Below are 23,872 nucleotides of genomic sequence, written 5' to 3' on the forward strand. Positions count from 1 at the left end.
GCCGCAGTGGGCGTAGGCGGTGCCGGCGACGGTGCCGGTGGCCGGGCAGCTGTTCTTGAGGACCTTGTAGTCCTCGATGCCGGCTTCGTAGGTGCCGGGGGCGGCGCCGGTGGCGGTGCCGCCGGGTGCGTCCTGGGTGACGCCGGTCCAGCCGCGGCCGTAGAAGCCGATGCCGAGCAGCATCTTGGAGGCGGGGACGCCCTGGGCCTTCAGCTTGGTGATGGCGTCGGCGGAGCTGAAGCCGGCCTTCGGGATGCCGTTGTACGAGGTGAGCGGGGAGTGCGGGGCGGTCGGGCCCTTGGCGTCCCAGGCGCCGAAGAAGTCGTACGTCATCACGTTGTACCAGTCCAGGGACTGGGCGGCGCCGGCGTAGTCGGCGGCGTCGATCTTGCCGCCGTCGGAGCCGTCGGCGGTGATGGCGGCCGTGACGAGGTTGTTGCTGCCGAACTTCGAGCGCAGCGCGGTGGTGAGGCCCTTGAGCGCGGCGGGGCCGCTGGTGTCGCAGGTCAGGCCGCAGGCGTTGGGGTACTCCCAGTCGATGTCGATGCCGTCGAAGACATCGGCCCAGCGCGGGTCCTCCACCAGGTTGTAGCAGGACTCGGCGAACGCGGCCGGGTTCTTCGCGGCCTCACCGAAGCCACCGGACCAGGTCCAGCCGCCGAAGGACCACAGGACCTTGATGTGGGGGTACTTGGCCTTGAGCTTGCGCAGCTGGTTGAAGCTGCCGCGCAGCGGCTGGTCCCAGGTGTCGGCGACGCCGTCGACGGACTTGTCGGCGGTGTACGCCATGTCGTAGTCGGCGTAGGAGTCACCGATGGTGCACTTGCCGCCCTGGACGTTGCCGAAGGCGTAGTTGATGTGCGTGATCTTCGCGGCGGAACCCGAGGTGTCCAGGTTCTTGACGTGGTAGTTCCGGCCGTAGACACCCCAGTCGGTGAAGTAACCGAGGTTGACCTTGCCGCCGGTGCCGGGGTCGGGGTTGCCGCCACCGCCCGTGGTGCGGACCTTGACCGCGCCGCTGACCGGACCGGTCCGGTCGGCGGTGTCACGGGCCTGCACGGTGTACGAGTAGTCGGTGCCGGCCTTGAGGCCGGAGTCGGTGTACGTCGTACCGGTGACCGTCGAGACGACCGCGCCGTCGCGCAGCACGTCGTAGTTCTTGATGCCGTTGTCGTCGGTCGCGGCGGTCCAGCTCAGCTTGGCCGAGGTGTCGTTGACGGCGCTCGCGGTGGGGGTGCCCGGCGCCGAGGGGGCGTTGTCGCCGGGGACGCTGCCGCCGTCGCAGGAGGCGCCGTTCAGCTTGCAGCCGGTGGGGGCGCCGGGGCCGGTGCCGTTGAAACCGAAGCTGACGGAGGCGCCGGGGGCGACCGAACCGTTCCAGCCGAGGTTCTTGGCGGTCCAGTGGGTGCCGGAGCTGGTGACGGTGGCGTCCCAGGCGGAGCCGACCGCGGTGCCGGAGGGGAAGTCCCACTCGATGGTCCAGGAGGACAGGGCGGTGGTGCCGGTGTTCTTCACCGTCCACTGGCCCTCGAAGCCGGAGCCCCAGTCGGACTTCTTGACGAAGGACGCGGTCGCCGAGGTGGCGGCCTCGGCGGGGGAGGCAAGGCCGACCATCGCGGCGAGTGGAAGCAGCAGCGCGGTGATACCGGCGACCGCTCTGGATCTGGTGGCTCTTCCGGTCCCGAGTCTGAATCGGGTCCGGCGTAGGGGGGTTTCAGTGCTCAACGGTGCTCCTCGGGTGAGGTCCGGACAATCGGGGGGTGGTCCGTGGACTGCAAACCCTGCGCCGCCCTGAGCGCGCCTTGTCATGGCGTGCTCACCGCAGTGTGCTCGGTGAGATTAGGAAGGTCTGGACCAATCGTCAAGAGGTCTGGACCAAAGTGCGCTGCTAAACGTCAGATGCCCAACTCCTGTGCGAGTACGGCTGCCTGGACCCGGCTGCGCAGTTCCAGCTTGCCCAGCAACCTGCTCACATGGGTCTTCACCGTCGCCTCCGCCATGGAGAGCCGGACCGCGATCTCGGCGTTCGACAGGCCCTTGCCCAGGCAGCCCAGAACCTCCCGTTCCCGCCGGGTGAGAACGTCGAGCACCGAGAGGTCGGGTCCCTTCGCCGGCCGGACGGGGGCGGTCCCGGCGAACTCGGCGATCAGACGGCGCGTCACGGCCGGAGCGATCAGACCCTCGCCGCGCGCCACCGTGCGTACGGCATCGAGCAGTTCGCGCGCCTCGGCGTTCTTCAGCAGGAAGCCCGCGGCCCCCGCCCGCAGCGCCCCGAAGACGTACTCGTCGAGATCGAAGGTCGTCAGCACCAGTACGTCCGCGAGCCGTTCGGCCACCACCTGACCGGTCGCCGACACCCCGTCCAGCCGCGGCATCTGGATGTCCATCAGCACCAGATCCGGCCGGAGTTCGCGGGCCAGGCGCACCGCCTCCTCGCCGTCCCCGGCCTCGCCCACGACCTCGATGTCGGGCGCGCTGCGCAGAATGAGCACCAGCCCCGCCCGGACGGCCGACTGGTCCTCGGCGACCACAACCCGGATCGTCATGTCCTCGATACCCCTTCCTCCACGGGCAGTTCGGCCCGTACCCGCCAGATCTTCGTACCACCGCCGGTGGCCGACGGACCGGCCTCGATCGCGCCGCCCAGCAGCGCCACCCGCTCCCGCATCCCCACCAGGCCGGCCCCCGAACCCGGTGCGCGCGGCCCGGGGCGGTCCCCGAGCACACTGCTGACCTCCACTGTGAGCAGCCGCCCGGACTGCCCGAGCCGCACGGCGACCGGGCCGGGCGCGGCATGCTTGAGCGCGTTCGTCAGGGACTCCTGGATGATCCGGTACGCGGCCAGCTCGACCGGCGCGGCAAGCGGTTCCCGTTCTTCCCGGGTGTCCTCGAAGGCGCAGGTCAGGCCGCTCGGCGCGGCGCTCGTACGGGTCTGCTCGACCAGTGCGTCCAGCGAGGCGAGAGTGGGCGAGGCGGCCGGTTCCAGGGCCCCGCCGCCGGTGCGCAGCAGCCCGATCAGCCGGCGCATCTCGGCGAGGCCGTCGACGCTGTTCTCCCGGATCACGCCGAGCGCCTCGCGCGAGGTGCCCGGGTCGTCGATGGAGAGCGCGGCGGTGGAGTGGATGGCGATCGCCGAGAGGTGGTTGGCCACCATGTCGTGGAGTTCGCGGGCCATCCGGGTGCGTTCGGCGGTCACCGCCTGGGCCCGGTCCATCTCGGCCAGCAGCGCGGTCTGTTCGGCGTGCAGCCGGGCCGTCTCGGCGGCGTCGCGGTGGTTGCGGACGCTCACCCCGGTGAGGGCGGGCAGGAACGAGACCATGCCGGTGACGACGCCGATGAGCAGCGCCTGGGGGTTGCGGAACCAGGCGAGGAATCCGACGGTGATCCCGATCGTGATCAGGAACGTGGTCACCGGGATACGGCGGGCGGCGGACGGTTTCCCGTACAGCACGGCCGCGTACATGAGGTCCGTGAACATCAGGACCGTCGCCAGGTTCCCGACCGTGAACTGGTCCGCGACCAGCGCGAGCGTGCCGATGACCAGGGCCGGCTGCGGGGCAGTCCTGCGGACCAGTTCGAGCACCGAGACGACGGCGAGCGGCAGCAGCGAGACCCATGGGGCGACGAAGGCCCGCTCGCCCTGTATGTGCAGGCCGAGCGCCCACAGGACGAGGCCGCCGAGGAGTCCGATGGCGGCCATGAGCACGTCGTGGCGGTGCGGCCGGGCGAGAGAGAACACCCTCCCATCCAACACGGCGGCCCGCGCCCGGACCTCCCTACCGGGGGTGAGGAGCGAGTACATCGAAGGATGCAGTCGCGGTTCGTCACTGCCGACGACGATTCCTCGCGGCCGGGCCGGGAGGCTGGAGGGAACGGGAAGGGGAAGTGCCGTGATCGTCATGCTGATCGTGCTCTGCGAGGTCGCCTTCTGGGTGCTGCTGGCCGCGGGGCTCGCGCTGCGGTACCTGGCGAAGAAGCCGAGGCTGGGTGCGGCCGTGCTGCTGTGCGAACCGCTGCTGGAGGTCGTGCTGCTGGTGGTGACGGCCATCGACCTGAAGAACGGGGCACAGCCCGACCTGAAGCACGGGCTCGCCGCGGTCTACATCGGCTTCACGGTGGGGCTCGGCCACTCCACGATCCGCTGGGTCGACGCCCGGGTCGCCCACCGCTTCGCGGGCGGACCGCCGCCGGTGCGGCCGCCGAAGTACGGCATGGCGCGCGCGGTGCACGAGTGGAAGGTCGCGGCGCGCTGGACGGTCGCGGCGGTGACCGCGCTGGCGCTGCTCCAGGCCGCCGTCTGGTACGTGGGCGGGGACGGCGATGTCTCCACGCTCCAGGCGTGGCAGCAGAAGATGCTGTTCGTCATCGGGATCAACGTGGTCATCGCGGGGGGCTACACGCTGTTCCCGAAACGCGAGCCGGCCGGGCGCTGAGCAGCCGGACGGGCGGGCCCGCCCGTCCGGCTGCTCCGGCCCCCGGTGGCTACCGCTCCCCGCCCGGCACCCACAGCACGTCGCCGACCTCCTTGTTCGCCGTCCTCGCGAGGATGAACAGCAGGTCGGAGAGGCGGTTGAGGTACGTGGCGGTCAGCGCGTTCATCACGTCGCCGTGCACCTCCAGCGCCGCCCAGGTGGACCGCTCCGCGCGCCGGACCACCGTGCACGCCTGGTGCAGCAGCGCCGCCCCGGGCGCACCGCCGGGCAGGATGAAGCTGCGCAGCTTCTCCAACTGCTCCAGGAAGTGGTCGCAGTCCGCCTCCAGCTTGTCGACGTAGCTCTGCTCCACCCGCAACGGCGGGTACTTCGGGTCCTCGACGACCGGGGTCGACAGATCGGCGCCCACGTCGAACAGGTCGTTCTGCACGCGGACGAGGACCTTCACGATGTCCTCGGAGAGCTGCCCGAGCGCGATCGCGGTACCGATGACGGCATTGGCCTCATTGGTGTCGGCGTACGCGGAGATCCGCAGATCGGTCTTGGCGGTACGGCTCATGTCGCCGAGGGCGGTGGTGCCCTGATCGCCGGTGCGCGTGTAGATACGTGTCAGATTGACCATGCCGCCAGGCTAGTGCCCCACCCGGCGGAAGACCCGGGCGCCCACCGCCGTGGCCGCGACCGCGAAGGCGACCGCCACCAGTGCCCGGTACAGCATGTGCGAGGTGGCGTACGAGCCCACGTACGCGTCCCGCACCGCGTCCACGAGGTAGCGCAGCGGCGTGAAGCGCGACGTGATGTCCAGCCACGCCGGCCCCAGCGTCATCGGCAGCATCAGGCCGGAGAGCAGCATCGCCGGCATGGCCACCGCGTTGATGACGGGCCCGAACTCCTGCGGCGTCGTGACCTTCATGGCCGGCGCGTACGACAGCGAGGCCAGCGCGACCGTGAGCAGACCGACGAACACGAAGCCGATCAGCACCCCGGGCAGAGGAAGGCGTCCTGGAGCGAGGCGGCGGGGGAGCCGGCGTACTCGGTCCTGAGCGCGGCCGGGGTGCCCTCGGCCACGACCACGCCCCGGTCGATCACGATCAGCCGGTCGGCGAGCGCGTCCGCCTCGTCGAGGTAGTGGGTGGTGAGGACGACCGTCGTGCCGTGGACGTCGCGCAGCCCGCGCACCAGGTCCCACAGGTCGGAGCGGCTGCCCGGGTCCAGGCCGGTGGTGGGTTCGTCGAGGAAGAGGACGGGCGGGCGGTGGACGATGCCCATCGCGATGTCCAGGCGCCGGCGCTGACCGCCCGAGAGGGGGGCCGCCTTCCGGTCGAGCAGATCGTCGAGGCCGAGCAGACGGGCCGGCTCCGCGGCCCGCTCGCCCGCCTCCGCCCTGCTCAGCCGGTACAGCCGCCCCTGGGTGACCAGTTCCTCCCGCACGGTGAGGTGCGGGTCGACCCCGCCCGACTGGGCGACGTATCCGCACTTCGCCCTTACCCCGGCCGGGTCGTCGGCCAGATCGTGCCCGGCGACGGTGGCCGCGCCGCCGGTGGGGGCGAGCAGGGTGGTCAGCATCCGCAGAGTGGTGGTCTTGCCCGCCCCGTTGGGGCCGAGGAGGCAGACGATCTCGCCCGCCGAGACCGTCAGGCCGACGGACCGCACGGCGTGCACCGGCCCGCTCCCGCTGTCGAAGGTCCGGGCGAGCCCGGCCGTACTGATGATTGGCATAGCGACCACAAAAACAGAGTCGCTGAAAAAATACAATGACACCAATTTTTCAGGCTCAGGCACCGGGCCTACGATGGGTGGATGGCCGAGGGACTCAGGGAACGCAAGAAGCGCCAGGCGAGGCAGCACATCTCGGACCTCGCGACCGGGCTGTTCCTGGAGCACGGTTTCGTGACGGTGACCGTCGCCGAGATCGCCGAGCTGGCGGACGTCTCCGTGAACACGGTCTACAACTACTTCCCCGCCAAGGAGGACCTCTTCCTCGACCGGATGAAGGGCGTCACCCAGCGGGTGGCCCGCTTCGTCCGCGCCCGCGACAAGGGTGAGTCGGCGGCCGAGGCGGTGCTGCGGGAGCTGCGGGCCCTGGTCGTCGCGGTGTCGCCGGAGCTCGGACTGATGGACGGCTTCGCCGACTTCATGCGCGTCGTCGAGGAGGCGCCCACCCTCCAGGCCCGTCTCTCCCGCCTCCAGCAGGAGGTCCTGGAGGCCGTCGTCGCGACCCTGCGCGAGGAGACCGGCGCACCGGCGGACGATCCGCTGCCGGACCTGGTCGGCGGTCAGCTCGCCTGGATCGAGGGAGCCCTCGTCGGCCACATCAGCCGGGAGATGCTGGCCGGGCGCAAGGCGGCCGAGGTCTCGCGCGACGCGCTCGTCGTGCTCGACGAGATCGAGGACCTCCTGGGCGAAAAGGTCCTCAACTACGCCCGACGCGCTGCCGAATGAGCTGTGCCGGTGTGATGTCCGTCATGTGAGACGTGACGCGCATCTCTTCATGGCCCCAGCGCCCCTCACGGGTACTAATCTCCGCCGGAGAGCATATGAACAACCGTTGAGACCGGCCGTGCAGGGACCAGCTGCAGAGGCGAACAGAAACCAAGGGGTGCACACGTGGCCAGGAAGCTCGCCGTCATCGGAGCCGGACTCATGGGGTCCGGCATCGCGCAGGTCTCCGCCCAGGCGGGCTGGGACGTGGTGCTGCGCGACGTCACCGACGAAGCCCTGGCCCGTGGACGCGACGGCATCAAGGCCTCGTACGACAAGTTCGTCTCCAAGGGCAAGCTGGACGCGGCCGACGCCGAGGCCGCGCTCGCCCGCATCACGACCACCACCGACCTCGACGCGGTCGCCGACGCGGATGTCGTCGTCGAGGCCGTCTTCGAGAAGCTGGAGGTCAAGCACGAGATCTTCCGGGCCCTCGACAAGATCGTCCGGGACGACACCGTCCTCGCCTCCAACACCTCCGCCATCCCGATCACCAAGATTGCGGCCGTGACGGAGCGCCCCGAGCGCGTCGTCGGTGTGCACTTCTTCTCGCCGGTCCCGATGATGCAGCTCTGCGAACTCGTCCGCGGCTACAAGACCAGCGACGAAACCCTCGCCACCGCACGGGAGTTCGCCGAGTCCGTCGGCAAGACCTGCATCGTCGTCAACCGTGACGTGGCCGGCTTCGTCACCACCCGGCTGATCTCGGCGCTCGTCGTCGAGGCCGCCAAGCTGTACGAGTCGGGTGTCGCCTCGGCCGAGGACATCGACATCGCCTGCAAGCTCGGCTTCGGCCACGCCATGGGCCCGCTCGCCACGGCGGACCTGACCGGCGTCGACATCCTGCTGCACGCCACCAGCAACATCTACACCGAGTCGCAGGACGAGAAGTTCGCCGCACCGGAGCTGATGCGCCGGATGGTGGATGCAGGTGACATCGGCCGCAAGAGCGGGCAGGGCTTCTACACGTACTGATCGTTTTCGGTCCTCCGGTTGCCTGATCTGCCCGTCGGTCGGGCCCGGAGGACCGGGGGAGTCTCCCGGAAGCAGTGGTTCCGAGTGGGCCCTCACCGTGCCTCAGTCACTCCCCGGAGTGAAATCGGTATCGGTTCGCTTACAGACGGAAACTTCCCTGTCTCCACCGCAGTCAGTTGTGGAAGAGACAGAACAGACAGACGAACCTTGCTACGGAGCATTCCAGGGGAGCGCATATGCACATCAGGGGCGACCACGCCGAGCTGGTCGTCGGGGGCCGCCTCGACGTCCGAAGCGCGGCGGACGCCCGTACGGCCCTGCACTCGGCCCTCGACGACGGCGTCGGCGACCTGGTGCTCGACCTGACCGAGCTGGATTCCTGGGACGCCACCGGACTCGGCGTCATCATGGGCGCGCACCGCCGGGCCGGACGGGCCGGGCGGCGGCTGGTGCTCCGCGGCGTGCCGCCGCAGATGCAGCGCCTGCTGGTGGCGACCCGGCTGCACCGCATCCTGGCCATCGAGGGCGGAATCGCCGCGGACTCGCTGCCGCGCGTGTAGTGGCGTGTGCCGCGGCCGAAAGCGCGCAATCCGCACGAGAACGTGCGCTTCGGGCGGCGTGACCCCCCGACTGTGCGCGGACACCGGGCGACGGTCTAGGGTTCGGCCGTCCGCCGATTGACGAACCCACCGGGCGGACACCGGACCAGAAGCGACAGCGGGGCGTGCGAGGCCGGAGGGGCAATCGTGCGCGACGCGTCTGGGGGCTTTGGCGATGGACCCGACACACCGGGGACCGGAACAGTACGGCCGGGACAACGACGGCTTCGGTGAGGGGCCCGGCCGCAGACGGCCGGCCCGCGACCAGCTGACCCCGGACCCTGGTCACCCGACGCCGCCGCAGGCACGCGTCGTCCGGCTCATATCGGGTGAGTACCTCCTCACCGTCAACCCGGTCGACGGCAGCGAGGTCGAGCTGTGCCCGCCGGGGGAGCAGCCCGGCCCCCCGGCCCGGCGCACCGCGGCCGGGCGCGCCGACCGTGAACGCGCCACCGCACCGCCCGTACCGCCGGGCCCGCCCGCCCCCCAACTGCCGCTCCTGGAGCGCACACAGGAACGCGAACGGCTGGTGCGCCTGCTGGCCCAGGGGCGCTCGGTGCGGCTCACCGGGCCGGCCGGATCCGGCCGTACGGCACTGCTGGACGCCGTCGCGGCCGACTGCGCGGACCTCGCGCCGGACGGAGTCGTACGGCTCAACGGCTACAAGCGCACCGCCACCGACCTGCTGTACGGGCTCTTCGAGGCCGTCCACGAATCGCCGCTGCACCGCCCCGACCGCGCCGGGCTGCTCGAAAAGGTCCGGAGCATCGGCGCCGTCGTCCTCCTCGACGACCTGGAGTTCGGCGGGGCCGCGCTGGAGGAGCTGCTCGACGCGACACCGGAGTGCGCCTTCCTGTTCGCGACGGTCCCGGACGTCGCCGCGCCCACCACCGAATCGCACCTCGAAGAGGTCTTCCTCGCGGGCCTCGGCCGCAGCGCCGCGGTCGACCTGCTGGAGCGGGCCGTCGAGCGCCCGCTCACCGAGGAGGAGGCGAACTGGGCGGGGGACCTCTGGTTCGAGTCCGAGGGGCTGCCGCTGCGCTTCGTCCAGGCGGGCGCCCTGCTGCGCCAGCGCGACATGCTGCGTACCGACCCCGAGGCGTACGGCGTGTTCGGCGGCGGCGACGGCCGGCCCGCGGAAGTCCCCTTCGGGTACGACCAGGACGTCGACGGCGTCCACATTCCGCTGCCCAGCCTCGGGGAGGGCGCGGCCCCCGCCCCGCTGCTCGCCTCACGGCTGAGCGCGTCCGCCCGCGACACCCTGCGCTTCGCGGTGGCCCTCGGCGGCGAGGTGCCGCACCAGGCGCATCTGCCGGCGCTCATCGGGGACACCCACGCGGACGCCGCGCTCGGCGAGCTGGCCGGCTGCGGGCTGCTCTCCCCGGTCGGCCCCCGCTACCGGCTGGCCGCCGGTGTGGTGACCCAGCTGGAGGCCGCGGGATACGGCGAGGACGCCACCGACCGGGCGCGGACCGCGGCTCAGCACTACGCCTGGTGGGCCGGTCACCCCTCGGTCACTCCCGAGCGGGTCACGGCCGAGGGCGACGCGGTCGTCGCGGCGATGGCACAGCTGGTGCCCGGCGACGGGGCGGGACAGACCAGCGTGGCCGTGCTGCTGGCCCGCAGCGCCTCTCCGGCCTTCGCGGCGGGGCTGCACTGGGGAGCCTGGGAGCGGGCGCTGCGGATCGGCCAGGAGGCGGCCAGGCTCGCCGGAGAGGTCGCCGAAGAGGCGTACTTCCACCACGAGTTGGGTGTCCTGGCGCTGCTGGCCGGCAATCCGGACCGGGCCAGGGCCGAGCTGGAGACCTCGATCGGCATGCGCGGGGCGCTCGCCGACAAGTCGGGCGCGGTGGCCGGACGGCGCGCCCTCGCGCTGGTCGCGGACCGTGCCGGCGGCCCGCTGCCCGTGGTCCTCACCCCGCCGGGTGACGAGCTGCCCGTCCCGCGGACCGAGGAGGCGCCGACGTCGCCCATCCGTGCGACGCCGTCGGTGACGCAGACGCTGTCGGGGCCGTACGAGGCCGCCGCCACGGTGATCTCGCCGCAGGGCACCCCCAAGGCCGCCGGGGCCGCCGGGAAGGGACGCTTCGCGTTGCTCGCCGGGGCCCGGCGCAACCTGGTCGCCACGGCCGCGGGCGTACTCCTGACCGGTGTGCTCGGCACGGTGGTGGCGCTGGGGCTGACCTCGGGCGACGACGACGTCCAGGGGAACCAGGACGTCACTACCGAGCAGTCGCGGAGCCAGGACGACGGCGAGGACGAGGTCCCGGCCGACAGCCCGGCGGACGGATCGACGCCCGGCGGCGCTTCACCCAGCGGCAGCGCGTCGACGCCCGGCCCCTCGGGCGGCGCGATCACGCCGAGCGGCAGCGGTACGCCGTCCCCGGACCCCTCGGGACCGAGCGGCAGCCCGTCGTCGGACACCCCGTCCAACGGCAAGCCGTCGTCGCACAAGCCGTCCGCGTCGCACAAGCCGTCCGATTCGCCCACGACGCCGAAGCCGACCGGTCCGACCGCGAGTCCGACGGACACCGGCTCCCCGACCCCGACGGACACGGCCACCGAACCCGAGCCGTCCTCACCCGACACCTCCGACTCGGCGGGCGGGCCGTCCTCCTCCTCCTCTTCCTCCTCGCCATCGGCGGCGGCGAGTGCGGAGAGCAGCCCGTCGGCGGCCTGAGCCGCCCCGGAACCGGCGAACGCCGGACGTGACACACACGTCCGGCGTTCGGAGTCGGAGAGCGGGAAGGGTCAGAACAGCCGCAGCTTGTCGTCCTCGATGCCGCGCAGCGCGTCGTAGTCGAGAACGACACAGCCGATCCCGCGGTCCGTCGCCAGCACCCGCGCCTGCGGCTTGATCTCCTGGGCCGCGAAGACGCCCTTCACCGGGGCGAGATGGGGATCGCGGTTGAGCAGCTCCAGATAGCGGGTCAGCTGCTCCACACCGTCGATGTCGCCGCGCCGCTTCAGCTCCACGGCGACCGTCTGGCCGTCGGCGTCCCGGCACAGGATGTCGACCGGCCCGATGGCGGTGAAGTACTCGCGGCGGATCAGGGTGTAACCCTCGCCGAGTGTCTCGATCCGGTCGGCGAGCAGCTCCTGCAGATGCGCTTCGACGCCGTCCTTGATGAGACCCGGGTCGACACCCAGCTCATGGGACGAGTCATGGAGGATCTCCTCCATCGTGATGATCAGTTTCTCGCCCGCTTTGTTCACCACGGTCCAGATACCCGCGGTGTCGTCGGTGCCCTCCTTGAGGGTGCAGGGCGGTGACATCCAGTTGAGGGGTTTGTACGCCCTGTCGTCGGCGTGGATCGACACGCTCCCGTCCGCCTTCACCAGGATCAGACGGGGAGCGGAGGGCAGGTGGGCCGTGAGCCGGCCGGCGTAGTCCACGGAGCAGCGGGCGATGACGAGACGCATGGTCGGCAACGCTACTCGACGAGGGGTGCTCCACGCGATTCTCCCCCCGTCGCACCCGTCACCCGGGTTGACTCCGGGGGGTGCCGTTCGGGCTTGCCCCTCTTTGCGCCCCTTCGTTATTGGCCGGTTGTGTTCCCAATCTCCTGGTGCGGCCAGGACTGCACCCTTACCGTGTAAGCAGGAGGTCGCCGCCCGTGTACGCTGCGTCGCCGCCCTCCTTCCCAGCCCGTAAGGCCCCGGCCCGGCGTCGGGGTCGCGAGAGGAGAACCCATGTCGCTCGACGTCTCACCGGCGCTGTTGGAACAGGCCGAGCGAGGCGAGGTCGACGAAGCCGACTTCGTCGACTGCGTCCGGACCTCCCTGCCCTACGCATGGGAGATGATCAGCTCGTTGGTGGCTCAGTTGAAGGTCGACGGCGGGGAGTTCGCCGACAACCAGACGCCGCCGCCCAACGAGCAGGCACGTGGTCAGCTGCTGCGCGCGCTCGCGAGTGATGCGATACGCGGTGCGCTGCAGCGGCACTTCGGGGTGCGCCTGGCATTCCAGAACTGCCACCGCGTCGCGGTGTTCCCGCTGGATGCCTCGGTCGACGAGCGTCTGGCCCGCTTCACCTCGGTGAGGGGCCAGTTGCTCAACCAGTCGCCCGAACTTCGGGACTGCTAAACGCTTCTGCTGCCGTTCCGGGCGTGCAACTCGCTCCGGGGCGGCAGCCCCGCGTACCTCTTACGACTTGTCAGGTGAGCAGCGGGAGCACTTCGGTGCCCAGCCGCGCTACGTTCTCCTCCGTGGCCGCCAGATCCCCCGACCCCTCCGCCAGGAGCGCGAAGCGGGTGATGCCTGTCCGCTCGGCGGTGGCGGCGAGCCGGTCGGCGGCGAGCCGGGGCGGGCCCACCGGATGAAGGGCGCACAGCAGCTCCGTGTACGCGACCGGATCGCGCATCACCCGGTGCCGGCCGTCGACCGTCACATGCGCGTCCAGCCCCTGCCGCAGCCAGCCCGGCATCGCCTTCACGAGCGTCTCCACCGCGTCCTCGGGGCGGTCGGCGATCTGGGCCACCCCGGCGGACACGTGCCCGGCCTCGCGGACGCTCTCGGGGGAGCGGCCCGCGGCGAGCGCGGTGGAGCGCCACAGGGCGACCATGTCCGCCTTCTCCTGGTCCCCGCAGTGCATCCCGAGCAGCATCGGCAGCCCCTTCTCCGCGGCGAGCTTCACCGTCTTCGGAGAGGTGCACGCGACGACCACCTCGGGGCCGCCGGTGCTTGCGCCGCCGTCCCCGGCGAGGAGTTCGTCGGCCCGGGGGACCACGGCGACTTCGCGGAAGCCGTACCGCCCCCCGCGCCCGGCCACTCGCGGCTTGCTCAGCCAGTCGAGCAGCAGCTCCAGGGACTCCGGGAAGCCCTTCTCGTACGCCTCCAGGCCCGCTCCGAACACCTCCAGGTCCACCCAGGGGCCGCCCCGGCCGACGCCGAGGGTGAACCGGCCGCCGCTGGTGAGGTGGAGCAGAGCGGCCTGTTCGCCGAGCGCCACCGGGTGCTGGGTCGGCAGCACGCTCACCGCCGTGCCGACCCGGATCCTGCGGGTGCGGCCGAGCAGCAGCGCGGCCAGCGTGACGGCGGACGGGCAGACCCCGTACGGCACGAAATGATGCTCTGCCAGCCAGACCGAGTCGAGCCCGGATTCCTCCGCGACCTCGGTGGACCGGATCGCGCGGTGCAGCGCTTCCCCCGGCCCCTGCCCCGGAAACTGGGCTGCCAGTACGAACGTTCCGACACGCATCGCCAATTGCCTCCTTGCGGCCGACGCGGCTCTCCCCTGTAGAGCAACAACGTCTGACACGTGCCAAAGGCACGGTCCGCCGGCAAGTTGTTGCGATTTTCCGGTAACTCACTCCCGTCCGGGACCTCGCCCGCGAGGCGCCGGACGCCCGTGTCGGCCAAATGGCCCTACGCTGGGCGGGACCTGCCCAGACTGCCCCGTGAGGTGTCACGTGTCCCCGCGCCGCAACCGCCCCCGAGGCGGCGAGAGTCCCCACGACAGCGCCGAGGAGCCGGGGGCCCGGTACGGCGGGGGCGGGCGCGCCGAGGAGTGGCGGGGCGAGCAGTGGTCCGTCCGTCCGGTCAGCGGGGCGAGCGCGGCGGGCAAGCGGTACCGCTGCCCCGGCTGCGACCAGGAGATCCCGTCCGGCGTCCCGCATCTGGTGGCCTGGTCCGAGTACGGCGGGATCGACGACCGCAGGCACTGGCACAAGGCCTGCTGGAACGCGAAGGACCGCCGCACCACACAGGTGCAGCGGTCCAGGAACGCGCCTCGCTACTGAGCCCGTCCGGGCGGGGACGGCTCAGACGTCCCGGCGGTCCAGAGTGACGAACGCGCAGATCATGGCCACGGCCGTGACGCCGAGCATGATCCACAGCGAGTCCCAGCCGGACGGCCCCGAATCGGCGACCGAGGTGGAGTACAGGGCGCTGAGCTGGCTCGGGATCGAGTACTGGAAGAGCGCCAGCCGCAGGTCGGAGAGCGACTCCGCGAACATGAACATGGCCAGCACCAGCGGCAGCAGCACCACCCCGATCATGATCGTGATCGCACCGGCGGAGTGCCGGATGAGGGCGCCGACCGCGAGGGCGAGCAGTCCCAGCGTCGCGGTGTAGAGGCCGACCCCGACCGTCGCGCGCAGCCAGTCGCCGCCACTGGGCGCCGCACTCTCGATGAACGCCGTCTGCATCACCGCGACCAGCGCGGTCGTCACGGTCGTGATCACGAAGGTGAGCAGGAAGAAGACGATCGCCTTCGCGCCCAGCACCCGGGCACGGCTGGGGCAGGCGGTCAGCGTCGTACGGATCATGCCCGTGCCGTACTCCGACGCGATGGTCATCACACCGAGCGTGATCACACAGATCGAGCCCAGCAGCACCCCGAAGAAGCCGAGGCTGAGCACCGGCGTCGAGCCCAGATCGGAATCGACGGTGTTGACCGCGAGCGTGGCCAGCAGCCCGATCCCGAGCAGCAGCACGATCATGACGCCGAGCGTCCACATCGTGGAGCGCACCGAGCGGATCTTGGTCCACTCGGAGGCGATCGCATCGCCGAGGGTGGCCCGGCGCACCGGGATCGGCGAGGTGTACGGACCGGCCGGTGCGGTCTGCGGGCTGTGCTGCGGGGCCGGGGCCTGCCGCTGGGACGGCGCCTGCGGGGTCGGCGGCGTTGTCATCGGGCGTCCTCGCTGGTGTCGCGCTTGGTCAGGTCTGCGGTGGCCGCGGCGGGCCCGGCCGGGGCCGCCGCGGACGGGTTCTGTCCGGGCGGCGGCGGGGCGTACCAGTTCTGCTGCGGCACCTGAGGGACCGGTGGCTGCGGCGGTTCGTACCCCGGTTGCCCGTGCCCGTGGGCCGCCGGCTGTTGGAGACCCGCCTTCTGGTCCGCCGTCGAGCGGTAGTCCACGACGGACTGGGTCATCCGCATGTACGCCTCCTCCAGCGAGGCCTGGTGCGGGGAGAGCTCCCACAGCCGGACGTCCGACTCGTGCGCCACCTCGCTGATCCGCGGCAGCGGAAGCCCGGTGACCCGCAGGGCCCCGTCCGGCTCGGACATGACCCGGCCGCCCGCCTCGGTGAGCGAGGTGGTCAGCTTCTCGCGCCGCTCCGCGAGGCCGTCGGCGACCCGGACCCGGGCGAAGTCGGCCGAGTTGGCGGAGATGAATTCCTTGACGTTCATGTCGGCGAGCAGCTGCCCCCGGCCGATCACGATCAAATGGTCGGCGGTGAGCGCCATCTCGCTCATCAGATGGCTGGAGACGAAGACCGTACGGCCCTCGGACGCCAGCATCTTCATCAGATTGCGGACCCAGAGGATGCCCTCGGGGTCCAGGCCGTTGACCGGCTCGTCGAAGAGCAGCACCTGCGGGTCGCCGAGCAGCGCCGCCGCGATCCCGAGCCGCTGGCCCATGCCGAGCGAGAAGCCCTTGGACCGCTTCCGTGCGACGTCCTGGAGACCGACGACGCCGAGCACCTCGTCGACCCGGGCGGCCGGGATGCCCGCGAGCTGGGCGAGCGAGAGGAGGTGATTACGGGCGCTGCGCCCGCCGTGCACCGCCTTGGCGTCCAGCAGGGCGCCCACCTGGCGCGGGGCGTTCGGCAGGCTGCGGAAGGGGTGGCCGCCGATCGTCACATGACCGGAGGTCGGTTGGTCCAGGCCCAGGATCATGCGCATGGTGGTGGACTTGCCCGACCCGTTGGGACCGAGGAATCCGGTGACGGTACCCGGCCGCACCTGGAAGGAAAGGTTGGACACGGCCGTCTTCGCGCCGTAGCGCTTTGTCAGGCCGACTGCCTCGATCATGCTTCAGCCCCATCGACTCACTGCTGTCGTCGGGGCCCAGGCCGAGCGGCCGCACGCCCCCGTAAGACTTAGGAGGATATCCAGGCATTGACGGTTCCGGCCAAGCCGTTGCGGGCGCGCGTCGTCCTTCGGACCGGGCGAACGGTCACGCATCCCGCTTCTTGAGCATGAGATAGCCGCCGATCAGCGCGGCCACCACCCAGGCGACCAGGATCCCGAGCCCTCCCCACGGCCCGTACGGAGCCGGGTTGCTGTTCATGGCATCGGGCACCACCTGCATGATCTTGGAGCCCGCCTGGTCGGGGAAGTAGCGGGCGACCTTCTTCGCCCCCGGGACCGCCGACAGGATCTGGGAGACCAGGAAGAAGAACGGCATCAGGATGCCGAGCGACAGCATGGAGCTGCGCAGCATCGTCGCCACACCCATCGAGAAGATCCCGATCAGGCCCATGTAGATGCCACCTCCGACGACCGCGCGCAGGACGTTGTCCGCGCCGATGTCCGTGTGGTGCTCGCCGAGAAGCGCCTGCCCGAGGAAGAACGAGACGAAGCTGGTCGCGATGCCGACCACCAGGGCCAGCAGACCGGCCACCGTGACCTTGCTGAACAGGAAGGAACCGCGCTGGGGCACGGCCGCCAGCGAGGTGCGGATCATGCCGGAGCTGTACTCCGTACCGACCACCAGCACACCGAAGACGACCATGGCCAGCTGGCCGAGGACCATGCCGGAGAAGCTGATGAGGGTCGGGTCGAAGGTGGCCCGCTCCGCCATCGGGAGGTCGTCGAACTGGGCGTTCATCAGGGCGCAGAGCGCCGCGCTCATCGCGACGGTGACGACGAACGCGGAGATCAGCGTCCAGACGGTCGAGGAGACCGTACGGATCTTGGTCCACTCGGAGGTCAGGACCGCGGGTACCGATGCCATCGTCGTCACACCTCCTTGCCGGCGTTGTCACCGGTCCGCTGGTTCCAGTGTTCGCCCCACTGCGGGCCCGCGGGCGGTGGCGCCGCGGCATGGTCCGAGTGCGCGTGGTACTCCACGGAGTCCGCCGTCATCTGCATGAACGCTTCCTCCAGGGAGGCCCGCTGGGCACTCAGCTCATGCAGCACGATCCGGTGCTGCGCGGCGAGCTCGCCCAGTGCCTCGGTCGTGGCGCCGTCGATCTCCAGCGTGCCGCTTCCCGTCTCGATCACGATCAGGCCCGCCTCGTGCAGTACGTCGCGCAGCCGCTCCTGCTGCGGCGAGCGCAGCCGTACGTAGCTGCGGGAGTTCTGGTGGATGAAGTCGGCCATCGACGTGTCGGCGAGCAGCCGGCCCTGGCCGATCACGATCAAATGGTCGGCGGTGAGGGCCATTTCGCTCATCAGATGGCTGGAGACGAAGATCGTCCGGCCCTCCGCGGCGAGCGACTTCATCAGATTGCGGATCCAGTGGATGCCCTCGGGGTCCAGGCCGTTGACCGGCTCGTCGAAGAGCAGCACCTGCGGGTCGCCGAGCAGCGCCGCCGCGATCCCGAGCCGCTGGCCCATGCCGAGGGAGAACCCCTTCGACTTCTTCTTCGCCACCGCGGTCAGACCCACGGTGTCCAGGACCTCCGCGACCCGGCTCTCCGGGATGCGGTTGCTCTGGGCGAGACAGAGCAGATTGTTGTACGCGCTGCGCCCGCCGTGCATCGACTTGGCGTCCAGCAGCGCCCCGATGTACTTCAGGGGTTCTTCGAGGTCGCGGTAGTGCTTGCCGTCGATGCGCACCGAACCACTGGTCGGGTTGTCGAGATCGAGCATCATCCGCATCGTCGTGGATTTGCCCGCCCCGTTGGGCCCCAGAAAACCCGTCACCATTCCTGGTCTGACCTGGCAGGAGAGCCGGTCGACGGCAACCTTGTTGCCAAAGCACTTGGTGAGGCCATCGAGCTCGATCATGCGTTCACGCTAGAACGGCCGCGCGCCCGGCGCCACCACAAGGGGTGGAACCGGGCGCGCGAGAGGTAGCTGTACCCGGGGTCAGCGGCCCTGCTGAGCCGGGACGCCACGGGTGACCGGCTCGTCGTCGGCGGGGGTGCCGGCGGCGGCGACCGCGGCACCGGTCAGCGTGGCCAGCATCTCGCGGACGTTGGTCAGCTGGGCGTTGATCGAGTCGCGGCGGTTGGTGAGCGCCGCCAGCTCGCGCTCCGATTCGCTGCGGATCCGGTCGGCCTTGGCGTTCGCGTCGGCCACGATGTCCTCGGACTGGCGCTGCGCGGTCTCCACCGTCTGGCGGGCCCGGCGCTCGGCGTCCGTACGGAGCTTCTCGGCCTCCAGGCGGAGCTGCTCGGCGCGGTGCTCGATCTCGGCGAGACGCTTCTCGGCCTTGGCCTGACGGGACGCGAGGTCGCGCTCCGACTGGTCACGGCGCTTGGCGAGGTTGGTCTCGAAGTCCGCGGCGGCCTGGGCGGCCTTGGCGCGGGTCTCCTCGAAGAGGGCATCCGCCTCCTCGCGCTTCTGCGCGGCGTCCTTCTGAGCCTCCGTGCGCAGCGAGCCGGCCTCACCCTTGGCCTTCTCGACGATCCGGACGCCCTCGTCCTCGGCCTTCGCCTTGCGCTCGGCGGCGAACGTCTCGGCGTCGTTGCGCACCTGCTGGGCGGCCGACTCGGCGAGCTCACGGTGCTGCTCGGCGGCGCGACGGGCCTCCTCGCGCAGGTCCTTCGCCTCCTCCTCGGCCAGGCGGAGGATCTTCTCCACACGCGCGCCGAGACCGGCGTACGACGGCTCCGCGTCGTTGACCTGGGCCTGGGCGTTCTGCGTTTCGAGGTGGAGCTCCTCGATGCGCTTCTCCAGAGACGTGATGCGGGTCAGGGCACTATCACGGTCGGCGACGAGCTTGGTAATGCGGTCATCCACCTGACCGCGGTCGTATCCACGTCGCACGAGCTCGAAGCCGAAGGGGGAGGAAGGGTCGCTCATGGGGTTCCTGTCGAATGAGACCGGTGAGGTGTTAGGGGGAATCCTAGGGGCCGGAACGGCGTGTCATCGAGCGGATGCCCTTTTGGTCTGGAGAATGACACCCCTTTTGAGTGGCTGACCCCCGCAACTCTTGCCACTCGGAGGGTTGAACGTTCCTGTCGAAGCACGGGAACTGACAAGGCGACTACCCCTCGGACGACTTGCCACTCGATCGAGTGCCCGCCGCGGCCCCGGCCTTGACGTTACCGGAGGAGCCGCCCGAGCCCTTGCCACCGCCCGCCGGCGTCTCGAAGGACTCCAACGCCTCCAACACGTCCTGGACGCGGGAGATCTCGGTGTTGATGTCCTCGCGCCGGCGCACCAGCAGATCGAGCTCGCGCTTGCCCTCGTCGACCGTGCGCTTCGCCTCGGCCTCGGCGTCGGCCCGCAGCTTCTCGGCCTCGCGGACCAGCGTGGCCTTCTTCTGCTCGGCCTCCTTCAGCAGCGACTCGGCCCGCTTCACCGCGGCGATCCGGACCTTGCTCGCCTCCGAATTGGCGTCCGCCAGCAGCTCCTTGGCCTTGGCCGCCGCCTCGTCGCGCTGCTCCGTCGCCGCCTTCATCAGGTTGTCGACGCGCTCGCCCGCCGTCTTCATCTGCTCGGAGGTCTCCCGCCGGGCCCGGTCGTGCAGTTCCTCGATCTCGCCCTCGATCCGGGCCCGCAGCTCCTCGGCCCGCTCCCGGATCGCCGTGGCGTCCCGGCGAGCGCCGACCAGCAGCTCGTCCGCGTCCGTACGGGCCTGCTCCACCAGGGAGTTGCCCTCGACGGTCGCCTCCGAGGTGATCCGCACGGCCTCCTTGCGGGCCGCGCCGACCATCGTGTCGGCCTGCTCCTCGGCCTCGGTGGCGGCGCGCAGCGCCTCCTCCTGCGCCTTGTTGACCAACTGATCGGCCTGCTCCGCGGCGTCGGCCCGGCGCTTGGCCGCAGCCTCCCGCGCCTCGTCGAGCAGCCGGTCCGCCTCCTGGCGGGCCTCCGCGCGCATCTGCTCGGCCGCCGACTCCGCGTCGGCGCGCAGCCGCTCCGACTCCTCGCGGGTACGGGCCGCGTGCTCCTGCGCCGAGCCGACGGTGGCCGCCGCCTCCGCGCGCAGCCGCTCGGCCTCGTCCGCGGCCTCGTCCGACAGCCGGGCCGCCTGCTGCTTCGCCTCGTCGACCAGCGCGGTGGCCTGCTGCGTCGCTTCCTCCACGCGCTGGGTGGCCTGCTGCGTCGACTCCGTGCCGATCCGCTCGGCCTCGCTCGTCGCCTCGCCCACCAGCCGGTCGGCCTGGGCCGCGGCGTCGGAACGCATCCGGTTGGCGTCCTCGCGGGCCTCGGCGCGGCTGCGCGCCGCGTCCTGCTCGGCCGAGGCCAGCGCGTCGGAGGCCTCGGTACGCATCCGCTGGCTGTACTCGGCGGTGTCCGCCCGCAGCCGCTCCGACTCCGCGATCGCGTCCGCGACGGTCCGCTCGGCCATCGCCTTCGCGGCCTCGGACTCCTCCTGCGCCTCCCGGCGGATCCGGGCCGCGTCCTCGCCGGCCCGCTCCCGCTCCGCGTGCGCGTCGGCGCGGACCCGGTCCGCCTCCTCCTGCGCCTCGGACTTCGTCCGCTCCGCGACGTGCTCGGCGGTCGAGCGCAGCCCGGCGATCTCCTCCTCGGCCTGCTCCTGCAGCCCGCTGACCGATTCCCGCACCTGCTGGGCGGTCTGTTCGGCCGCGGAGACCAGCTCGGTCGCCCGGCTGTCCGCCTCCTCGACCAGCCGCTGCGCCTCGGCCTGCGCCTGCTCGACCCGCTTGCGGGCGGAGGCGAGCAGCTCCTCGCTCTGCTCGCGGGCCCGCTCGCGCTCCTGATTCGCCTCGGTGCGCGCCGCGTCGAGGGTCTCCTCCGCCTCCCGGCGGCGCCGGTTGGCCTCCTCCTGGGCGGCGGCCAGCGCCTCGGCGGCCTCCGTGCCGACCCGCTCCGCGGCGGCAGCGGCCTCGGACCGCACCCGGTCGGCGCTCTCCTGCGCCTCGGACTTCAGCCGCTCGGCCTCGGCCGCGGCCTCGGAGCGCAGCCGTACGGCGACGGACTCGCCCTCCGCACGCGACTGCGACGCGTCCGCCGCGGCCTCGTCACGCAGCCGCTCCGCCTCGGTCTCCGCCTGCTCGCGCAGCGTCCGGATCCGCTCGGCGGCCTCCGCGCGCAGCCGCTCGGACTCCTCGTTCGTCTCGCGCCGGATGCGCTCCGCCTCGGCGCGCGCGTCCGTGAGCTCCTGCTCGGCGGTGGCGACCCTGGTCTCCGCCTCGGTGTGCAGCCGGGCCAGCTCCTCGGCCGCCTCCGCCTGCCGGGCCGCGACCGCGCGCCCGGTCTCCTCGCGCAGCTCGGACGCCGCCTGCTCCGCCGCGGTGGTGGTCGCGCCGGCCTGCTCCTCGGAGTCGGTACGCAGCTGCTCGGCCTCGGCACGGGCGCGCTCCAGGGCCTCCTCGGCCTGCTTGCGCAGCGCACCGGCCCGCTCGGCCGCCTCGGCGCGGACCCGCTCGCTCTCGGTGCCCGCGGTGCCGCGCAGCTCCTCCGCGTCCGCCTTCGCCTTGGCCAGCAGCTCCTCGGCGGTCTTCGCGCCCTCCTCGATCTGCTGGACGGCCTCGCGGCGGGCCTCGCCGCGGATCCGCTCGCCCTCGGCGACCGCCTCGGAGCGCAGCTGCTCGGCCTCGCCGCGCAGCCTGCGCGCCTCCTCCTGGAGCTCGACCGTCTTGGCCCGGTACTCCTTGGTGTCGTCCTTGGCCGCGCCCTTGAGCTGATCGGCCTGCTCGGCGGCCTCGCCGCGCAGCCGGTCCGCCTCGGCCTCCGCCTCGCGGCGGATCCGGTCGGCCTCCTCGCTCGCCGCCCGGGTGGTGGACTGCGCGTCCTCGGACGCCTTGGTCAGCACCTCCTCGGCGCTCCTGGCGGCCTTGGCGAGCTGGGCCGCGGCGTCCTCGGCGGCGGCCGTGCGGGCCTTCTCGGACGCCTCGGACTTCAGCCGGTCCGCCTCGGCCCGCGCGTCGGCGAGCGCCTGCTCGGCCTCCGCCTTGAGCGTCTCGGCGTCCTTGGTCGCCTCGCCGACCAGCCGGGCGATCTCCGACTTGGCCGTACGGGTGCGCTGCTCGTTCTGCGACTCGGCGGCGGCCAGCCGCTTGACCGCGGCCTCCTTCGCCTCGGCGGTGACCTTCTCGGCCTCCAGCCGGGCCTCGCGCAGCTGGGTCTCGGCCTCCTGCATGCGCTGCTCGGCGGCCCGGTTCAGCTCGGCGGTCCGCTGCCGGGTCTGCTCGGTCTCGGCCGTCGTCGACGTACGCAGCTGCTCGGCGTGGCTGGTGGCCTCCTGCGCCTGGCTGGAGGCGGCGGCCAGCAGCCGCTCGGCGTCCTTGCGGGCGCGCAGCAGGATCGCCTCGGCCTCGGTCCGGGCCGACTCCGCCTCGGAACCCAGCCGCTGCCGGGTCTCCTCCGCCAGCCGGCTCGCCTCGGCGCGCGCGGCCGTCAGGGACTGCTCGGCCTCGGCCCGCGACTCCTCCAGCAGCCGGCGGGCCTGGGACTCCGTCCTGGCCCTGAGCTGCTCGGCCCAGGCGACGTTCTCGTTGACATGGGACTCGACGGTCTGGCGGCGCTCCGCCAGCTCCTGGTCGAGCCGCTGGCGACGCTGCACCGCCTCGTTGTGCAGCTCGGCCTGGAGCCGGGCCTGGTGCTCGGCGTGCTCCTGGAGGATCCGCTGCGTCTGCGCGCGGGCGTCGCGGAGCTCCCGCTCGGCGTCGGTCCGCAGCTGCTCCGCCTGGATCTGGGCGTTACGGAGCAACTGCTCGGCCTGGTAGCCGATGTCCGCGCTGTCGTACGCGGGACGGGTCGCGAGATTGCGCCGAGCCTCGTGCAGCTTGGCGCGCAAGACCTCGACCTGGTAACCGAGGTCCTCGGCGTGCTGGACGGCCTTCTCCCGGTCGGTCTTCAGCCGGTCCATCTCGGCTTCGAACCGCGAGAGATGGTCGTCTTCAGCTCGGTGGCTCTCCTGGCGTTCGTAGCCCCGCACTGCGCGGTCCCATCCGTCCCCTGGTCGCAACTCTCCAACGAGTACCGTTCACCGGTGAACGGTCCCCCGGGGAATGGTGACAGATCAACGGCTGGGGACGCGGCGCGGCCCCGACCCGGCCCCGGCCCGGAACAGCCCACTCTACCGGGCCGGGTATCCGGAGGTCAGTGCTCCGCTGCGGACGTGACCAGTTCGGTGAGGACTCCGTGGCAGTCCTTGGGGTGCAGGAAGGTGATCCGGGATCCCATCGAACCCGTCCTGGGCTCCTCGTACAGCACCCTGACCCCCTTCTCCCGGATGTCCGCGGAATCGGCGTCGACATCCGCGGTGCCGAAGGCGATGTGGTGGACGCCCTCCCCGTTCTTCGCCAGCCACTTGCCGACGGCCGAGTCCTCCCGGGTCGGCTCCAGGAGCTGGAGGTAGGAAGCGCCGCCGTCGGACGTATCGTTGATCTTGAGCATGGCCTCCCGTACGCCCTGCTCCTCGTTGATCTCGGAGTGGAACACCTCGAACCCGTAGGTCGAGCGGTAGAACTCGACGGTCTTGTCGAGGTCGAAACAGGCGATCCCGATGTGATCGATTCGCGTCAGCATGGAACCAGTGCAGCGCCACACGGATGGTTACGCAACGTGCGCGC

At 71.4% G+C, this 23,872-nt stretch carries 21 protein-coding genes and 1 pseudogene; 7 read left to right on the forward strand and 15 right to left on the reverse strand.

Features of this window, described 5'->3' with window-relative positions:
• From BT364_RS20795 to BT364_RS20805, 3 genes are all read right to left on the reverse strand, one after another.
• Positions 1–1,725 (reverse strand): glycoside hydrolase family 18 chitinase (locus BT364_RS20795; protein ID WP_072486864.1); only part of this gene is annotated, 1,725 nt, incomplete at its 3' end.
• A gap of 170 nt (positions 1,726–1,895) precedes the next feature.
• On the reverse strand, positions 1,896–2,546 hold the full coding sequence (locus tag BT364_RS20800; RefSeq protein ID WP_072486725.1) for a response regulator: 651 nt from the start codon (positions 2,544–2,546) through the stop codon (positions 1,896–1,898).
• Positions 2,543–3,739 (reverse strand): sensor histidine kinase, encoded by a 1,197-nt coding sequence (locus BT364_RS20805; RefSeq protein ID WP_072486726.1) that lies wholly within the window; start codon positions 3,737–3,739, stop codon positions 2,543–2,545. The genes BT364_RS20800 and BT364_RS20805 overlap by 4 nt, the downstream gene beginning before the upstream one ends.
• Before the next feature lie 151 nt (positions 3,740–3,890).
• On the opposite strand from BT364_RS20805, the gene BT364_RS20810 reads away from it, so the two are divergent.
• Positions 3,891–4,433: a hypothetical protein gene (locus tag BT364_RS20810; protein WP_072486727.1), complete on the forward strand. Its 543-nt coding sequence runs from the start codon at positions 3,891–3,893 to the stop codon at positions 4,431–4,433.
• 49 nt (positions 4,434–4,482) lie between these two features.
• On the opposite strand, the gene BT364_RS20815 is transcribed toward BT364_RS20810, so the two are convergent.
• The 3 genes and pseudogenes from BT364_RS20815 to BT364_RS43125 form a co-directional block, all read right to left on the reverse strand.
• Positions 4,483–5,055, reverse strand: coding sequence for a cob(I)yrinic acid a,c-diamide adenosyltransferase (locus BT364_RS20815; RefSeq protein ID WP_072486728.1), 573 nt, complete (start codon positions 5,053–5,055; stop codon positions 4,483–4,485).
• Positions 5,056–5,064: 9 nt separating this feature from the next.
• Positions 5,065–5,433 (reverse strand): annotated as a pseudogene (locus BT364_RS20820) (ABC transporter permease); the annotation flags it as partial.
• Complete coding sequence (locus tag BT364_RS43125; RefSeq protein ID WP_072486729.1) at positions 5,409–6,152, reverse strand: ABC transporter ATP-binding protein; 744 nt, start codon at positions 6,150–6,152, stop codon at positions 5,409–5,411. The pseudogene BT364_RS20820 and the gene BT364_RS43125, both read right to left, overlap by 25 nt.
• Before the next feature lie 81 nt (positions 6,153–6,233).
• Between BT364_RS43125 and BT364_RS20830 the strand changes: the two genes are divergently transcribed.
• From BT364_RS20830 to BT364_RS20845, 4 genes are all read left to right on the forward strand, one after another.
• Entirely contained in the window at positions 6,234–6,875 is a 642-nt protein-coding gene (locus BT364_RS20830; protein ID WP_072486730.1) for a TetR/AcrR family transcriptional regulator, read from the forward strand.
• Positions 6,876–7,040: 165 nt separating this feature from the next.
• Positions 7,041–7,889 (forward strand): 3-hydroxyacyl-CoA dehydrogenase family protein, encoded by an 849-nt coding sequence (locus BT364_RS20835; RefSeq protein WP_072486731.1) that lies wholly within the window; start codon positions 7,041–7,043, stop codon positions 7,887–7,889.
• Between the two features lie 236 nt (positions 7,890–8,125).
• On the forward strand, positions 8,126–8,449 hold the full coding sequence (locus BT364_RS20840) for an STAS domain-containing protein (protein WP_072486732.1): 324 nt from the start codon (positions 8,126–8,128) through the stop codon (positions 8,447–8,449).
• A gap of 214 nt (positions 8,450–8,663) precedes the next feature.
• Positions 8,664–11,168: an ATP-binding protein gene (locus BT364_RS20845; RefSeq protein ID WP_072486865.1), complete on the forward strand. Its 2,505-nt coding sequence runs from the start codon at positions 8,664–8,666 to the stop codon at positions 11,166–11,168.
• Between the two features lie 71 nt (positions 11,169–11,239).
• On the opposite strand, the gene nucS is transcribed toward BT364_RS20845, so the two are convergent.
• Complete coding sequence (gene nucS / locus BT364_RS20850) at positions 11,240–11,911, reverse strand: endonuclease NucS (protein WP_072486733.1); 672 nt, start codon at positions 11,909–11,911, stop codon at positions 11,240–11,242.
• A gap of 270 nt (positions 11,912–12,181) precedes the next feature.
• Here nucS and BT364_RS20855 point away from each other — a divergent pair, with 270 nt between their 5' ends.
• A complete protein-coding gene (locus BT364_RS20855) occupies positions 12,182–12,574 on the forward strand; it encodes an SCO5389 family protein (RefSeq protein WP_072486734.1) in 393 nt (130 codons plus the stop codon).
• A gap of 70 nt (positions 12,575–12,644) precedes the next feature.
• Here BT364_RS20855 and BT364_RS20860 read toward each other — a convergent pair whose 3' ends face one another.
• Entirely contained in the window at positions 12,645–13,688 is a 1,044-nt protein-coding gene (locus tag BT364_RS20860) for an LLM class flavin-dependent oxidoreductase (RefSeq protein ID WP_072486735.1), read from the reverse strand.
• 211 nt (positions 13,689–13,899) lie between these two features.
• Here BT364_RS20860 and BT364_RS20865 point away from each other — a divergent pair, with 211 nt between their 5' ends.
• Complete coding sequence (locus tag BT364_RS20865; RefSeq protein ID WP_072486736.1) at positions 13,900–14,229, forward strand: ATP/GTP-binding protein; 330 nt, start codon at positions 13,900–13,902, stop codon at positions 14,227–14,229.
• A 21-nt stretch (positions 14,230–14,250) separates the two neighbouring features.
• Here the strand turns inward: BT364_RS20865 and BT364_RS20870 are convergent, their stop codons facing one another.
• The 7 genes from BT364_RS20870 to mce all read right to left on the reverse strand — a co-directional run bounded on the left by BT364_RS20870 (position 14,251) and on the right by mce (position 23,828).
• Positions 14,251–15,123: an ABC transporter permease subunit gene (locus BT364_RS20870; protein WP_072486737.1), complete on the reverse strand. Its 873-nt coding sequence runs from the start codon at positions 15,121–15,123 to the stop codon at positions 14,251–14,253.
• Complete coding sequence (locus BT364_RS20875; RefSeq protein WP_072486738.1) at positions 15,120–16,247, reverse strand: ABC transporter ATP-binding protein; 1,128 nt, start codon at positions 16,245–16,247, stop codon at positions 15,120–15,122. Before BT364_RS20875 ends, BT364_RS20870 begins: the two co-directional genes overlap by 4 nt.
• A 145-nt stretch (positions 16,248–16,392) precedes the next feature.
• A complete protein-coding gene (locus BT364_RS20880; protein WP_072486866.1) occupies positions 16,393–17,172 on the reverse strand; it encodes an ABC transporter permease in 780 nt (259 codons plus the stop codon).
• Positions 17,173–17,177: 5 nt separating this feature from the next.
• Positions 17,178–18,170 carry an ABC transporter ATP-binding protein gene (locus BT364_RS20885; RefSeq protein WP_072486739.1) on the reverse strand — a complete coding sequence of 331 codons (993 nt, stop codon included), beginning with the start codon at positions 18,168–18,170 and terminating at the stop codon, positions 17,178–17,180.
• A gap of 81 nt (positions 18,171–18,251) precedes the next feature.
• Positions 18,252–19,190: a coiled-coil domain-containing protein gene (locus tag BT364_RS20890; protein WP_072486740.1), complete on the reverse strand. Its 939-nt coding sequence runs from the start codon at positions 19,188–19,190 to the stop codon at positions 18,252–18,254.
• A 184-nt stretch (positions 19,191–19,374) separates the two neighbouring features.
• Positions 19,375–23,235 (reverse strand): polarized growth protein Scy, encoded by a 3,861-nt coding sequence (gene scy, locus BT364_RS20895; RefSeq protein ID WP_072486741.1) that lies wholly within the window; start codon positions 23,233–23,235, stop codon positions 19,375–19,377.
• 164 nt (positions 23,236–23,399) lie between these two features.
• Positions 23,400–23,828, reverse strand: coding sequence for a methylmalonyl-CoA epimerase (gene mce, locus BT364_RS20900; RefSeq protein WP_072486742.1), 429 nt, complete (start codon positions 23,826–23,828; stop codon positions 23,400–23,402).
• Between the last annotated feature and the right edge of the window lie 44 nt (positions 23,829–23,872).

Source organism: Streptomyces atratus, from assembly GCF_900119365.1.
GTDB lineage: Bacteria > Actinomycetota > Actinomycetes > Streptomycetales > Streptomycetaceae > Streptomyces > Streptomyces atratus_B.

Excerpts from the sequence above, each read along its gene's own strand:
- BT364_RS20800 (WP_072486725.1), bottom strand. The coding sequence starts at position 2,546 with ATGACGATCCGGGTTGTGGTCGCCGAGGACCAGTCGGCCGTCCGGGCG.
- BT364_RS20815 (WP_072486728.1), bottom strand. The coding sequence starts at position 5,055 with ATGGTCAATCTGACACGTATCTACACGCGCACCGGCGATCAGGGCACC.
- BT364_RS43125 (WP_072486729.1), bottom strand. The coding sequence starts at position 6,152 with ATGCCAATCATCAGTACGGCCGGGCTCGCCCGGACCTTCGACAGCGGG.
- BT364_RS20830 (WP_072486730.1), top strand. The coding sequence starts at position 6,234 with ATGGCCGAGGGACTCAGGGAACGCAAGAAGCGCCAGGCGAGGCAGCAC.
- BT364_RS20840 (WP_072486732.1), top strand. The coding sequence starts at position 8,126 with ATGCACATCAGGGGCGACCACGCCGAGCTGGTCGTCGGGGGCCGCCTC.
- BT364_RS20845 (WP_072486865.1), top strand. The coding sequence starts at position 8,664 with ATGGACCCGACACACCGGGGACCGGAACAGTACGGCCGGGACAACGAC.
- nucS (WP_072486733.1), bottom strand. The coding sequence starts at position 11,911 with ATGCGTCTCGTCATCGCCCGCTGCTCCGTGGACTACGCCGGCCGGCTC.
- BT364_RS20855 (WP_072486734.1), top strand. The coding sequence starts at position 12,182 with ATGTCGCTCGACGTCTCACCGGCGCTGTTGGAACAGGCCGAGCGAGGC.
- BT364_RS20860 (WP_072486735.1), bottom strand. The coding sequence starts at position 13,688 with ATGCGTGTCGGAACGTTCGTACTGGCAGCCCAGTTTCCGGGGCAGGGG.
- BT364_RS20870 (WP_072486737.1), bottom strand. The coding sequence starts at position 15,123 with ATGACAACGCCGCCGACCCCGCAGGCGCCGTCCCAGCGGCAGGCCCCG.
- BT364_RS20875 (WP_072486738.1), bottom strand. The coding sequence starts at position 16,247 with ATGATCGAGGCAGTCGGCCTGACAAAGCGCTACGGCGCGAAGACGGCC.
- BT364_RS20880 (WP_072486866.1), bottom strand. The coding sequence starts at position 17,172 with ATGGCATCGGTACCCGCGGTCCTGACCTCCGAGTGGACCAAGATCCGT.
- BT364_RS20885 (WP_072486739.1), bottom strand. The coding sequence starts at position 18,170 with ATGATCGAGCTCGATGGCCTCACCAAGTGCTTTGGCAACAAGGTTGCC.
- BT364_RS20890 (WP_072486740.1), bottom strand. The coding sequence starts at position 19,190 with ATGAGCGACCCTTCCTCCCCCTTCGGCTTCGAGCTCGTGCGACGTGGA.
- mce (WP_072486742.1), bottom strand. The coding sequence starts at position 23,828 with ATGCTGACGCGAATCGATCACATCGGGATCGCCTGTTTCGACCTCGAC.